At 40.2% G+C, this 15,211-nt stretch carries 9 protein-coding genes; 6 read left to right on the forward strand and 3 right to left on the reverse strand.

From position 1 onward, the window contains the following. Positions 1-613 precede the first annotated feature (613 nt). Entirely contained in the window at positions 614-1,384 is a 771-nt protein-coding gene (locus tag AC3WLU_RS24505; protein WP_413004508.1) for a coiled-coil domain-containing protein, read from the forward strand. 37 nt (positions 1,385-1,421) lie between these two features. After that, positions 1,422-4,607, forward strand: a complete 3,186-nt coding sequence (locus AC3WLU_RS24510; protein ID WP_492598078.1) for a biotin/lipoyl-containing protein — start codon at positions 1,422-1,424, stop codon at positions 4,605-4,607. 308 nt (positions 4,608-4,915) lie between these two features. On the opposite strand, the gene AC3WLU_RS24515 is transcribed toward AC3WLU_RS24510, so the two are convergent. Genes AC3WLU_RS24515 through AC3WLU_RS24525 form a run of 3 tightly spaced genes read right to left on the reverse strand, consistent with a single transcriptional unit; the run spans position 4,916 to position 8,830 of the window. After that, entirely contained in the window at positions 4,916-6,142 is a 1,227-nt protein-coding gene (locus AC3WLU_RS24515; RefSeq protein WP_268564960.1) for a Ger(x)C family spore germination protein, read from the reverse strand. Further along, on the reverse strand, positions 6,126-7,229 hold the full coding sequence (locus AC3WLU_RS24520; RefSeq protein ID WP_413010944.1) for a spore germination protein: 1,104 nt from the start codon (positions 7,227-7,229) through the stop codon (positions 6,126-6,128). The genes AC3WLU_RS24515 and AC3WLU_RS24520 overlap by 17 nt, the downstream gene beginning before the upstream one ends. Before the next feature lie 26 nt (positions 7,230-7,255). Further along, positions 7,256-8,830 carry a spore germination protein gene (locus tag AC3WLU_RS24525; RefSeq protein ID WP_440440061.1) on the reverse strand — a complete coding sequence of 525 codons (1,575 nt, stop codon included), beginning with the start codon at positions 8,828-8,830 and terminating at the stop codon, positions 7,256-7,258. A gap of 682 nt (positions 8,831-9,512) precedes the next feature. Between AC3WLU_RS24525 and pbp4b the strand changes: the two genes are divergently transcribed. The 4 genes from pbp4b (at position 9,513) to AC3WLU_RS24545 (ending at position 15,153) form a co-directional block, all read left to right on the forward strand. Then, positions 9,513-10,886 (forward strand): penicillin binding protein PBP4B, encoded by a 1,374-nt coding sequence (pbp4b, locus tag AC3WLU_RS24530; RefSeq protein ID WP_492598085.1) that lies wholly within the window; start codon positions 9,513-9,515, stop codon positions 10,884-10,886. A 462-nt stretch (positions 10,887-11,348) separates the two neighbouring features. Then, a complete protein-coding gene (gene hutP / locus AC3WLU_RS24535) occupies positions 11,349-11,798 on the forward strand; it encodes a histidine utilization transcription antiterminator HutP (protein ID WP_054398152.1) in 450 nt (149 codons plus the stop codon). 114 nt (positions 11,799-11,912) lie between these two features. Continuing rightward, a complete protein-coding gene (gene hutH / locus AC3WLU_RS24540; RefSeq protein WP_492598079.1) occupies positions 11,913-13,430 on the forward strand; it encodes a histidine ammonia-lyase in 1,518 nt (505 codons plus the stop codon). A 325-nt stretch (positions 13,431-13,755) separates the two neighbouring features. After that, positions 13,756-15,153 carry an amino acid permease gene (locus AC3WLU_RS24545; protein ID WP_239861355.1) on the forward strand — a complete coding sequence of 466 codons (1,398 nt, stop codon included), beginning with the start codon at positions 13,756-13,758 and terminating at the stop codon, positions 15,151-15,153. Positions 15,154-15,211 lie beyond the last annotated feature (58 nt).

Raw genomic sequence — 15,211 nt, forward strand, 5'->3', positions numbered from 1 at the left:
CGGCAGAAAAATTAGCCATAAAAAACACCCCGTAAATGTTAGTTTGGTGTCTAACATTTACGGGGCAGTTCAACTCGATTTTCATCGAGTTTGTCTACAGTCTGAGGCCTCCCACAGTTTACTGAGGGGAGGCCTTTTCTTATCAAGTAATCCGGGGGTTTAACCCTAGTCATTTCAACCCACTTAAACAACATGATCATACCGAATATTATTAAGTGGTACTCATAAGGTAGTATATCGGATTGAGGAAAAATATGAATTCGGATTAGATATAAATAATAAAAACAGTTAAAGAAACTAAGCATTTAAGGGGAAGATTAACCTGTTAAAGGAATTCTATGTTTGTTATACTCTTGACGCTGATGTTAAGTGGGAGAAAATAAAAAAAGGATTGAGTAGTAAAAAAGAGGATGTTTTACAAGAAGTCTTAAAAAGGATGGAACACTGTGAGTATTTAATAGTGAAAAGTGAAAGTAAGCATCATATTATTCATACATCTTTAATACGTTATATACGTATTTTTGATAAGAAATAAGTAATCTCACTACTGATATCTTGGAATATAAGTTATGGTTGTATTCTCCTAACAGTCTATCTGGGAGGGGGTTTTTCTATGGCAAAAAAAGGAAAACATTTTCATACATATACAGAGCGAGTATGGTTGGTTAACACTTTTGAAAGGAGTGTAAAGATGAATAAGGAATGGGATGATGGTTTTATTGAGGCATTAATGGTTTCCCTACAAGACGAAAGAGTCATTGAAAAGATACAAGCAATAGCAGAAGCGGGCTCGTATAGTCAATTGGGGGAGCATAAGGAGCTGCTGAAAGAAAAAGAAAATGAAATAGCAAAGCTTCAACAAGAGCTTGCCTCGAAAAAAGCAGAAATTAGTGAGTACCAAATAATGATCCACCATCTGAATGAGAAAATGGAATCCTATTATAATGAATTGCAAAAGAGAAGAGCGGACTATCGGGAAGCAGAAGAACTTTACGAAGCTGTTCAACAATTATCCGAAACCACTAAAAGTTCCTTGAAAGGAATCTTCAAGGGCGGTTCCGTGCAGGAATTTATAGTCTGTGGCGTGCAATATGAAAACATTTCATCTTTGTGGGATTTTATCAAAAACGAGATTATGGAAGGACGGGAGCAGGAAAGAGAGACTTTGCTCGCCCTTTTTCTGTATTTCTTTCAAGAGTACAGTAAAACATACGATACCCCTTTATATAAAATACAGGAAGTGAAAATGAATGAGGTCTTCAGGGAGGACTTGTACATAAGGGCCTTAAATAGCAAAATATCCGGGAACATCATGGAAGTCCTGCTGCCAGGATATATAAGCATTAATGGTAAAACCATTAAAAAATCCGTTGTGAGAATCTAGCAGGCGAAACAGAGAATGATAGTAAAGGAGAAATACAATGACATCGATTATTATCCCAGAGATTGAAGAAGGCATTGAAAAAATCCTTCTTGTGCAATGGTATAAACAGCCAGGCGATTATATTACGGTGGGCGAAAGCTTAGCCAAATTCAGCTGTGAGGGCATCGAATTTGACCTCTTTTCAGAAAAAGAAGGTACCCTTAAAGAATTGAACGTAGCGGAGGATACTATAGTCAAGATTGGTGACCTGATATGTTATTTGGATTCTGGTGATGCAATTTCTGAAGAATTATTAAAAGAAGTTGAAAAACAAGAAACGATGGAAGATAAAGAGCCGATTGAGAACGTAACAAGCTTAGCCGAAAAAAATAACATAGACAGTTCCATATACTTAATGAATAAGAACGAAGAACAGGTTCTATTCTCAACGGATTCCCAAACCGTTCCGGTCTCTGCCATTTCAATGACTTATAAAGAAGTGAGATCGTTAATCAGCCATTTATATCAGAGTGCAGAAGAAACCTTCTTCAAGGATGAGGCGAGCTTCTTTCAAGACATTAAAAAAATGCTCCGTTCCAGATGGGTTTACATGAATAATGGGAATATTATATATGATCACAACATCGCAGCGGTATTTCCTTATAGAAAATACTATGAATTAATGGACGAGGATTTTGACTACAAAAAGCATCTGGACGTTTCCGGTTTTAAAGGTGATGTCATGACACGGGAAGAGGCTGCGAAAAGTTTCAATACAACCGATCACCCTGTATATAAGAGAATACTAACTTTAGACGATTATTCCGCGAGTAAAAATCCTTCCATTTCAAGGATATTTGCCAATCAAACGGCTAACTCTTCTAAATCGATAGCGTTTAAATCTAACGGGTACGATATTCAAAGCTACGATGTAGTAAATCAAAAAAACAATTTGCTGGGAAAAGGATTTTTCATTCCCGTCCTCCGTTTAAATGGGGAAAATGCTTTTGAAATCAATGACCGAAAGGCTCTCCATCTTTGGCTGGAAAACCGGTTAGTTCCAAGCGGATTAAGCGCAGAACGCCAGAAGGAGTATGATTATTTGCTGGAATTGTATCAATTAAAGGAATTAGATCATGAAAGTTTTCTTAAAGAATTGCCATCGATCGCTATCGATTCCAACACGTTTTATGAGAAGCTTTTAAACTCTGAAAAAGTAAGGGCTGATATTGATACATATGATGAAAAGATGTTAACAGATCCAAACCGGGGACATTGGGATTTATGGCCTGTCACCTCTGATGAAAGACCTTTAACGATAAAACTGAACGAAGAAATAATGGCCAGAAACCCTAAAATGGATATTAGGGAGGACGGCATAGTCGGCATTGATTTTGGAACGAAAAGTACAGTTGTCGTTCATCAAGAAGAAAGTGATGTTACTCTTCCCATGCGTATTGGGGTTGGCTACCTAAACACGGAAGTACAAGACTGGCATTATGAAAATCCAACCGTGATTGAATTTATTGATTTAGAACATTTCCTGGAGCTTTATCAAGAAAAAGAAGGAAGACCAGATACAAGGTGGCAGGATGTGACGGTTTCCCACAATGCTCTTAACAACTTGATGAATGGAAAGAGTGACCATTATTATTCCATATTGAATAATCTAAAGCAGTGGGCTGGAGAAAAGAATAACGAACTCCGATTAAAAGACAAGAGGGGATATGCCGTTGTACTGCGTTCCTTTTTGGACTTAACCGATCAGGAAATCAACCCAATCGAGTTATACGCCTACTACCTCGGTTTGTACATCAATAACCAGAACAATGGGATTTACCTCGATTACACCCTATCTTTCCCGGTGACGTATGAAAAAGAGGTAAGGGAAAAAATTCTAACGTGTTTTGAACGCGGGTTAAAAAAGACGCTTCCTATGCCGATTCAGCAGGATGAAGAATTAATGAAAAAGTTTCGTGTCACCGCTGGGGCGAGTGAACCCGCTGCCTATGCCGTTTGTGCGTTACAGGAATACGGATTTGAACCGGAAGAGGATGAAAAAACGTACTACGGTGTGTTTGATTTTGGTGGAGGAACGACAGATTTTGATTTTGGGATTTGGCGTGAAGCGGGCTTGAAAGAAAGCAGATATGATTATGTCATTGAACATTTTGCAGCGGGCGGGGACCGGTATTTAGGCGGTGAGAACATGCTGGAGCTTTTGGCGTTCCAAGTGTTTAAAAACAACCAAAGAACAATGCGTGAGTTAAACATTCCTTTTACCCTCCCAGCGGAATGTGTGAAATTTCCCGGAAGTGAAACATTGATTAATGAGTCACAAGAATCCTATTTAAATACGAAACAATTGGTGGAAAAATTAAGGCCGCTTTGGGAAAGACATGAACGGTATGAAGAACAGTTTGGAAAAGGCATGATCCGGGCAGATTTATTTGACAAAGCCGGCCGTGCAAAACTCAATGTGGAACTATTGATCGATCAAGATGAAATGGAACAGTTGATTGAGGAAAGAATCGACAAAGGCATTAAAAATTTCTTTGAGTCTCTACGGCGCGCTTTTGCCCGGTCAGAACACAGCAAAATTAATAAAGTGAATATACTGCTTGCGGGTAATTCAAGTAAATCCCCGGTCGTCATGAATCTATTTAATAAATGGATTGAAAGGGAAGTGCAGAACACTCAAAACTGGGGGGAAGTGTCTGGTGCCCTTTTTGAGATTCTACCGCCACTGGGGACAGAAGGCGCTTATTTAAAGCAAGAAGAGAGAAACAGAGTGGTTAACCGGGATATAATAACAGCCCCTACAGGAAAAACAGGCGTTGCCTTTGGGCTTGTACAAAGCAGAAAAGGCGGAAGTATAAAAGTTATTGACCGCGATATGGTGAATGGGGAATCAAAGTTCAAGTATTTTCTTGGCATCGGGAGAAAAGGGAAATTAAAAACAATGATTGATCAAGAAGAAGAGTATAACAAATGGCATCTTTTCATTGATGCATCAGAAGAAGATTTTGAGATTTATTACACAAGCCTGCCGGAAGCTAGTACCAACCAGCTTGATATTAAGCAGGCACAGAGGAAAAAGCTTCGAATAAAGCATGTAGATGATTCAGCTTTTGTTTATATTCGGACCATAAGCCCGACTGTCATTGAATATGTTGTTGCAGATGAAGGCTCGATTATAAGTGGGAATTATTTAAGTGAAATTACTAAAGTGGATTTAAGTTAATCTTTTTGTTGGTGAATTCAGGAAGATATCTTAAACAAAAAATATTTTCGTGAACACACAACAGATAATTCAATTGTATGGGCATTTGTGGGTTTGATTGATTCCATGGAATATATCAAGATTAGAGATGCTATGTTTTATCTGAGTGTTATATAAATAGAAGATCACTTTTAAGTTTAGAGCCTCCCACAGTTTACTGTGGGAGGCCTTTTCATCATATATTGTATTTCCATGGACACCGTTTAATAGCTTCCAGTGGTGCTTGCAATGGAAGAAGTTTCAACGTTTAATGCTAGATACTCTAGGTGTTATTCTGAGGCTTTACCTTTTAGTCCTCCTGATGTGCCATAATCATTAATTGTTAATTTTACATCGTAGTTGATTGGAGTTTCGCTAAATGTTTGGCCCCAATCCTTTTTGACTTTCTTCCATACTTTGGGGTGCTCAATTCTCAATCGATTTCCAAAGCCGGCAACGTCCACTTGGTATTCTTTTTGCATTTTTTCTACTACATTTCTCACCAAGCGTTCCACTTCTTTTTCTGAGGATTTTTCTGCCTTTTTGAGAAATTCATTTTTGAAAGTATTTCCTGAAATCACCCAATTCTCAGACAGCCTTCCCACTGATTCAATTTTTACATCAAAAGAGATGTTGTTTCCTTTAACTTTAGGTATAATGCTGCTTTTTATGGACTCTACCTCATACACAATCAGCTGACCAGTCTCTTCATCAAAGCTTTTCAATACACCGCCTTTTCCCTTACCTGTTATCCATGTGACGCCCTCCAGTTCCTCCTCATTCAAAGTACCAGTCATTTTGTGTGTCTTTCCATTGATTACGGCAGCCCCGGCAAATTTGACTTCCCCATTCACTGATAGTACATTTTGCAACAGAAAACTAGATCCTGATTTAATCTTACTTTCTACCTTAATAAGCGACATAGGAGGCAAAATCCTCGCTGTTCGATAGGCATTCTCTCCAATACCAACCAAACGAAACGCTGGAATTTCCCCTGCTGTCTTTGTTTCCAGTGTGTTGCTCGCTTTTCCTTTACTGATGAGCAAAAGACAGCTTGGTCTAAAATCATTATCACGAAAGTTAAGATCAAGTATTTGTTCCAAACCATACAATTTTGCAAGCTTTTCACTGATAACAATCACTTTCATATGGTGAGCGGTTAAGGGTTGTTCACTTCTCAATGATAATTCACGAGTCATTTGAAGAATGGAATCTCCCGTTTGAGAAACATTAATATAAGATTTTTTTTGTGGGCCGGCTTGTTTCGTTGTTGAACTTGCTACTTGTGGAGTGATAAGCTGATAGGTTGCAGTAATCAGGTCTTTTTTCAAATATCCCCCCCCTTGTTCATTTATCTCTTTTTCGATGGAGGTCTTCTTGGCTTTATCGAATGCCATACCTACACCTAAACTTTGCTCTTCAATTTCATGACTGCTCCAGCATCCTGTAAGGGTTAAGAACAAAAGAACGGAGAGGGAAATGAAGAGGGGACGTATATTGTTATGTGGTTGTTTCATATTTTCCTCCCTTTATTCTTGAGATGATAAGCAGGAGAAGCGGAAGTAAACCAAATAAAAACATTGCGACATTGCCGACGAAATCCCCTACTTTAAATAGGTCATTCATATTTTTCGGAACCATGGCAATGATGTATAGAACCGGAAGTAAGCCAAACATGAATGGGTGAATGCTCTTTTTCGAAAGTTGAGCTAGCCCTAAAGCGGCCGCGAAGTAGGTTATGGTAAATGTGGCAAATATTTGCATGATCCATACCACGAGCAAAAAAGATTCAAACCGTTCAAAGATCAAACCGGAGATTTCAAAACTTCGTATCAGATCAAGAGTTGGCCATGTTCTCAAGACCACTCCATCAATAGACAATGCTCCGATAACCATGACGACCGTTATCACGTAAAAAATCAATGGAATGGAAACTCCAACAAGCATGGCTTTTACTGCTTTTTTGGGCTGATTCATAAACGGAAGAAGCAGTAATATGATTTCAGGACCTGAAAAAGCGAGAGCCGTTGTTTTTACTCCTTTTAGTACAGGAGTGATTCCTTCTCCTAATACCGGACGCAGATTATCAATCTCAAATATTTTGATGCTCATAAAGCTAACTACCAAAAAAAGGATAACTGTCAAAGGTAATATAATTTCAAAAAGACGGGCTATCGGGTTAATGCCACCGATGATGAGATAAAGACCTACCCACATGAAAATCATAATAATTGCCCATGTAGGAGTACCCTCCAGAAGTAAATACCTTATAACTTCAGCCATTGAACGGATCTGAAATCCGGATGTCGTAAGGAAATAACAGATTATAACTAAACTGAGTAAACTCCCCACCCATTTTCCTGCAATTTCATTGATGTATTGATAAAAGGTCTTATCGGGAAACTGTTGGCTTAATTTGACCATGATCACCCCTGCGATTATCGCGATGATCCCGCCTATTATAACGCTTATCCATACATCTGGTGTATGCACCTTCTCCGTAGCTGAACGGGGTAGGGTGAGTAATCCTGTACCGAGTATAAAGTTGATGATAATGACAGCTGTTTGAGGAGTCGTGATTTGGTCTTTCGGATTGAGAATCATTCTTTAATCACCCTTTCACCGATAGGTTATCCTTTACGTATGGGATTTTTTGTATGCATCATCTTTGGACGGCGCTTCATCATCATAAGCGGCATGCGAACCATCAGGTCTTTCCATTCACTTAAACGATAAGGAACGGCTGGACTCATATAAGGTACACCAAAGCTTTTTAATTTCACTAAATGGCTGGTCATTAAAAGAAAAAAGAGAATGACCCCGTATAATCCAAATGTGGCAGCACAAATCATAGCTGGAAAACGCAGAATCCGTAATGTAATCCCAATACTATAGTGCGGAATGGAAAATGATGATATAGCAGTTAACGCTACTACAATCACCAAAACAGGGCTAACGATCCCTGCCTGTACAGCAGCTTCCCCAATGATTAAACCGCCGACGATACCCATTGCCGGACCAATTGGCTTAGGCAATCGCAGTCCTGCTTCCCTCAGAATTTCGATGGATATTTCCATGAATAATGCTTCGATAAGTGCCGGAAACGGAACCCCGGACCTGGTTCCTATAATGGAGACGGCCAGTTTGGTCGGAATCAACCCTGAATGAAATGAGATGAAAGCTATATATAAAGACGGTGTAAAAAGAGCCAAAACAACTGTGAGATAACGGAGTAAACGTATGAATGTGCCAGGAATCCATCTTTCATAATAATCTTCTGGTGATTGTAACATCATGCTTAATGTAACTGGAACGATCAAAGCGAATGGCGTCCCATCCAATAAGATGGCCACCCGGCCTTCCATCAAAGCAGCAATCACGCGATCAGGACGCTCTGTATTCTGTACCTGAGGAAAAGGACTAAGGTAATTATCCTCGATGAGTTGCTCTACATAACCTGATTCCGGCACATTATCAATATCAATTTTCTTAATTCGATTTTCTACCTCTTGAACTAATTCGGGATCAACAATATCTTTAATGTAAGCGACAACTAAGTCTTTTCTTGACTGCTTACCTACTTGGAATTTTACTAACGATAAATTTTCAATTTCACCACTACTTCTTAAAAAAGACGTATTATCAACTAAAGATTCAGTGAAACCGATCCGTGGACCTCTGACTAATGCCTCTGACACCGGCTCTTCAACAGTCCTTGTTTTTATTTTTGTTGTACCAAGGATTAGGGCATCCACTAATCCATCAATTAAAAGCGCGGTAGAACCTGTTAATACTTTTGATGCTAAATCTTTAATGGAACCAACTTCTTCTACCTCACTGATAGATAACACTTCATTTTTTATGAATTCTTTTGAAATGCTTCCTTTGATGTAAGGAAGGTCTTGTTTATATTCTGCTGAAAAGTCAACCATCAATGATGTCATGATATGTTTATCAATGATGTCTTTATCTGATAATCCATCCGCATAAATGATAATTGACCGAATACCGGTACGGCCGATATTAAATTCTCGAAAATGAACATCCCAATTATGTCCAATTTCTTGCTTAACCATTTCTAGATTTAAATTAAAATTATCTGTAAACTGATCAGTTGAATCTTGGGAGGTATTTGCTTCTTGTTTGTCTTTATCGGTACCTTTTCCTTTTTTACCGATCTTTGATATCCATTCTTTCATTTTCATCACTCATCCTTTGAGTTGCGAAGCCGATTAAACAATTTGGAGATTAAATACGGAATAACAAACACAATAAAAGCTTGTATAAAAACCTGCCATTCTGGGAGGTAGGAAACAAAAGTTTTCCACATTTTCATCACCCTATACTTGTTTCAAGTAGCCGCTAAAATTCCTTTAATTCTCAAATAGTATTAATATCTTCCACGTTTCTTATGCAATGAAGTTAAAAGCAATTAGCCGTATTTACATACTTTATACTTCGTATGTACTATGTGAAAAAATTGATTTTGAATATAATTGAGGAGAAGGAAGAGGCCAAATCGATGTCTGGGACTTATCCGAATGACTCATTAATTATAGTAGTGAGCTTTAATGAACATAGGCTTTACTTCTTAGAACGGGGGATGACTTAAGCTCAAGATTTGAAATATAATTTTAAAAATATCAAGATCAAATTGAAATGATGTTCGAAATAACATATACTGAAAATTGAGAATTATTTGTAAATATCACCCGATTTTGGGAAATTCCTGCATTAACCAACTTGAAATAAGAGATCCAAATCACAACCCGGAACATATTATCAAATTGTAAAGCCTGGTGTAAAAAGGACGCAATGAATGAGAATATTAGCTTTCGGTTAAGTTGTTCTTTATTTTTTAAAGTGATTTCAAAGGAGTGGAAAATGATGAATATATGGACAAGCTGCACACTTAGTTCAATTCTGGCACTTTCCTTATTAGCACCTTCCGTGTCTTTTGCTAATGAAAGCTCAAATCATAAAGCCGCTGTGAGTAAGGAGACTGCCAGTCAGTATCCAATATTAAAGAAAGTAAATAAACCGGAAGAAGCGGGCTTTTCGTCTGAAAAGCTGGAAAGAGTGGATCAGCTCATTGAAATGGAAGTGACAGCCGGTTTCCCCGGTGCTGCCTTGATTGTCATAAAGGACGGAAAGATCGTTAAAAATGAAAGCTACGGGTACAAACAGAAGTTTAATGAACATACACCTCTTAAGAAGTTTCAAAAAATGGGAAATGACACGTTATTTGACCTTGCTTCAAACACGAAGATGTATGCAACCAATTTTGCCATTCAGAAATTAGTCAGCGAAGGCAAGCTGAATATCCAGGCAAGAGTGCAGCAATACATTCCTGAATTCAAAGACACGGAGGATGATGTGATCAAAGGGAAGGACAATCTGAGAGTTATTGATGTTCTACATCATACTGCAGGGTTTAGACCCGATCCGCAATACCATAATCCAAAGGTTTCGAAAGAACTTTATTCCCAGGAGCGGGATAAAACCATCGAGTTCATTTCCAAGACACCGCTCACATATGTACCTGGAACACAGAATGTCTACAGTGATGTGGATTATATGCTGCTTGGTGCCATTGTTGAAGAAGTAACGGGTCAGCAGCTTGATGTCTATGTTGAAAATGAATTGTACAAGCCGCTTGGGTTGAAAAATACTAAGTTCAATCCTCTGCGAAAGGGCTTTAAGCCAAAGGATTTTGCCGCAACCGAATTGCTTGGCAACACCCGGGATGGCGTGATAGATTTCCCTAACATTCGTACATACACACTTCAAGGGGAAGTGCATGATGAAAAAGCCTTTTATTCAATGGGGGGCGTTTCAGGGCATGCCGGCCTTTTCTCCAATACGAAAGATATGGCCGTCCTTCTGCAGGTGATGCTGAATGGCGGGGGATACGGTAAACATACGTTGTTTGATCAAGAAACAATCGATGAATTCGTCGCACCTTCCGAGATGAATCCTACATATGGTCTTGGTTGGAGACGAAATGGCGATGCTAGCATGGAGTGGATGTTCAGTCCTCTTGCAAGCGACAGTGCCTATGGTCATACTGGATGGACCGGGACGGTCACGATCATTGATCCGGAAATAGATTTAGGGATCGTTTTACTAACTAATAAAAAGCACTCTCCGCTCGTCAATCCTGTAGCCAATTCCAATCAGTTTTTTGGCGACCTCTTCAAAACAGGAAGCTATGGAAGTGTTGTAACTGCGATTTATGAAGCATTGGAAACGAATGAATAAACGGATATACGGATATCTCCATAAAGTTTAAGACCTCCCATTAATGTCGGGAGGCCTTTTTTCTTGTTCTATCAGAATGTCTGGAAGCTTTATTCCATACAGTTTGGGCAAGGATCAGGTTTTTATATGCTCCGTCTTGATGGAGCAAATTATCATGGGCACCTTGTTCGATGAATTCCCCATTTTATACAACGATGATGCGATCGGCATGTTTAATTGTCACTAATTCTTGGAACCGAACAATTTCATGAAGGCATTAATCTGGTTATCCGGGACGATCTGGGGGACGAATTGTACCTTTGTATGGGCGTTATTGCCATGGTTGTTCGACTGCTTTCGGGAGTGATGAATTATCCCCCTAAAAGAACTATTTTAAAAAATATATTGACCGAACAGCCTGTATCCGCTTACAATAATATTTAGTTATTAGTGTATTTAGAAAATTGTAAAAGAGGTACCTGCATGACAAAGGAATTCGACAGAAGAATTGGGCGCCATGCAATCATGTACGCATTTGCGGACGAAGAGGAAGAAGTCATATTGACGAATGAACTTAAGCGGATGGATTGGCTTTATGGAAAAGGTAAAGTCGGTTCAATGGAGCTGCAGAAAATAGTTGCGGCCATTGAGACATCTGCGAAAAGACTTGGATTGGTCAATCCCGATATGTATCGTGAAATGCATGCGCTGTATCATGCGATCATCGAAGCACTCCAAGGAGTGACACGCGGCCAAGTCGAGCTTGGCGGTCTTTTGAGGACTGCGGGCCTTCGGTTTGCAATCGTTCGGGGCAGGCCGTTTAAAAACGGGGCCGAAGGTGAATGGATTGCTGTCGCCGTGTATGGAACGATTGGAGCACCGGTTCGGGGATTTGAACATGAAGCCGTCGGTTTGGGAATTAACCACATTTAAATAATTAAAAGCCTATAGTTATTTAGTGAAATAGGGGGCTGTATTGATAGACTGGATAAGTCTGTCAATATGGCCTCCTTTTGTTTGTTTAAAAAAAGAATAGGGGTGCAGGAAATGATTATGTTAACGGGCCAAACTTTAACGATTGAAGAAGCGAAAAAAGTATTGTATGGAGAAGCATTTGTCTCTGCTTCAGCCGAGAGTGTAAAAAAAGTGGAAAAAAGCCGCGAAGCGGTTGAAAATATCGTGAAACAAAAGAAAGTCGTCTATGGCATCACAACAGGTTTTGGAAAGTTCAGCGATGTTTTGATTGATGCAGAGGACGCTGAGCAGCTACAGTGGAATTTGATTCATTCCCATGCGTGCGGAGTCGGGGAACCATTTCCAGAGGTGGTTTCGAGAGCTATGGTCCTTCTCCGTGCCAACGCGCTATTAAAAGGGTTCTCCGGCGTCCGTCCTATCGTCATTGAACGTTTGATCGATCTTTTGAATGCTCATATCCACCCGGTCATCCCTCAGCAAGGTTCTCTTGGGGCAAGCGGGGACTTGGCGCCGCTTTCGCATTTGGCGCTAGTATTGATGGGAGAAGGGGAAGTGATTTATAAAGGAGAGCGAATGGAGGCCATCGCAGCTTTATCGAAAGAAGGCATTCTTCCAGTGACACTTAAAGCAAAAGAAGGTCTTGCATTAATTAACGGAACACAGGCAATGACGGGGATGGGCCTCGTAAATTATATTGAAGCCGAACAGCTGGCCCATCAAACTGAAGCGATTGCTTCACTGACTTTAGAGGGATTACGCGGCATTGAAGATGCCTTTGATCCGGATGTTCATCTAGCACGGGGTTATCGCCAGCAAACAGAGGTCGCTGAACGGATTAGCCGCATGATCAGCGGCAGCCAGCTCATCACCAAGCAAGGAGAACTGCGGGTTCAGGATGCTTATTCTCTTCGCTGCATCCCGCAAGTGCATGGGGCATCATGGCAAACTCTTGATTATGTAAAAGAAAAATTGGAAATTGAAATGAATGCAGCGACTGATAATCCGCTTATTTTTGACGATGGGGAAAAGGTTATTTCAGGAGGGAACTTCCATGGACAGCCGATTGCATTTGCGATGGACTTCATGAAAATCGCTGTTGCTGAGCTTGCAAATATTTCAGAGCGCCGGATTGAGCGACTCGTCAATCCTCAGCTCAATGATTTACCGCCATTCTTGAGCCCTTCACCTGGCTTGCAGTCTGGAGCGATGATCATGCAATATTGTGCAGCTTCCCTAGTCTCTGAGAATAAAACACTCGCACATCCTGCAAGTGTTGATTCCATTCCATCTTCAGCGAACCAGGAAGATCATGTAAGTATGGGAACGATTGGCTCCCGGCACGCACATCAAATCATCCAAAACGTTCGCCGCGTATTGGCGATTGAGCTCATTTGTGCCTTACAAGCGGTTGAATACCGTGGAATAGAGAAGATGGCTCCGTTTACAAAAGAGTTTTATACAGAAGCAAGAAAGCTCATTCCAAGCATTACACAAGATCGTATCTTTTCAAAGGATATTGAAGCAACGGCAAGCTGGTTACTGCAAATTGACTGGAATTCATTTATTCATAGGAGTTTACCTACAACATAATATGAAGCTCGGAATATCCGAATGAACGTTAGGCTTATAGCCCTTTGACTTGGGTATTAAGCCTAACACCCTTATGTAAATGCTACAAAGATCCCAGAAATCCAAAAAAGGTCTAAGCATTAGAGAAAATGACCTTGAAATAGTAATAAATGCAGGAAATGACTATTGATGGAATGATCGACTTTACCTATTCGTGCTAGATTAAACATGCATTTTTGGAGGGGAATCTAATTTGGAAAATCGGCAATTGCAACCACCTGTCATAAATGAAAAAAACCAGCCGTCAAATACTTTACAAAGGAAGCTAAAAGCACGCCACCTTACGATGATTTCGCTGGGCGGTGCAATTGGAACAGGGTTGTTTCTCGGAAGCGGGCCAGCCATTCACTCTGCGGGGCCTGGCGGTGCTTTGGTCGCTTACACCGTAATTGGCATAATGGTTTATTTTATTATGACAAGCCTTGGAGAACTGGCATCATTTATGCCGGTCAGCGGAGCCTTCAGTACCTATGCTTCGCGTTTCATCGACCCGGCATTAGGGTTTGCGCTTGGTTGGAACTATTGGTTCACTTGGGCAATGACTCTTGCTGCGGAACTATCTGCCGCAACGATGGTTATGAAGTTTTGGTTTCCTGACAGCTCGTCTTTTTTATGGAGTTCATTGTTTTTAGTTTTGATATTCTTATTGAATTACGTATCCGTTAAAGGGTATGGCGAAGGGGAGTATTGGTTCTCCCTCATCAAAGTGGCGACCATCATCATTTTCATAGTTGTCGGAATATTGATGATATTCGGGATCATGAACGGAGAGGCGATTGGTTTTAAAAACTTCACAGTTGGTGACGCTCCGTTTGCCGGTGGTTTTTTGGCAACATTGGGTATTTTCATTGCTGCTGGATTTTCTTTTCAAGGAACAGAAATAGTCGGCGTTGCAGCCGGTGAAAGTGAAGACCCGGCAAAAAATGTACCACGTGCAGTTCGCAGCATTTTTTGGAGAATCTTCCTCTTTTATATCCTGGCCATATTGGTTATCGGATTGATCGTTCCTTATACGAATGGCAGTCTGCAGGGACACACGATCATGGTTAGCCCATTTACGATGGTGTTTGAAAAAGTGGGACTGGCATTCGCTGCTTCCGTGATGAATGCCATCATTTTGACAGCCGTATTATCCGCAGGTAATTCGAGTCTTTACGTGACAAGCCGAATGTTATACTCCATGGCAAAAGAAGGGCTGGCACCGCGTATTTTTGGCAAACTTAACAAACGCGGCGTTCCCATTTGGGGATTGGTTGTCACTTCACTTGTAGGGATGTTGGCCTTTTTTGCTTCCATTTTCGGTGATGGAGTCATTTATATTTGGCTTATGAATGCGGTTGGAGTCACTGGATTTATATTTTGGCTCGGTATAGCGGCAAGCCATTACCGCTTTAGAAAAGCTTATATTGCTCAAGGGTATTCACTGGATGATCTTCCCTATAAATCCAAGTTGTTTCCTTTCGGCCCGATATTTTCCTTTGCACTTTGTTTCTTCGTATTATTGGCGCAAAACTATCAGGCCTTCATTGGCGATGACATTAACTGGGCAAGTGTGATCGCTGCCTATCTTGGCATCCCATTCTTTTTGATAATGTGGCTTGGTTATAAGTTCATTAAGAAAACAAAAGTAGTTCCGCTAGAGGAATGCAAAATCGATTTTGATGAACATAGGAATGCCAATTAGTATGTATTGATAAAATGCATCAGCCTTGAAATGGAATTGTTGTTTCAAGGTTTTTTTC

Source organism: Peribacillus sp. FW305-BF15 (assembly GCF_058783805.1).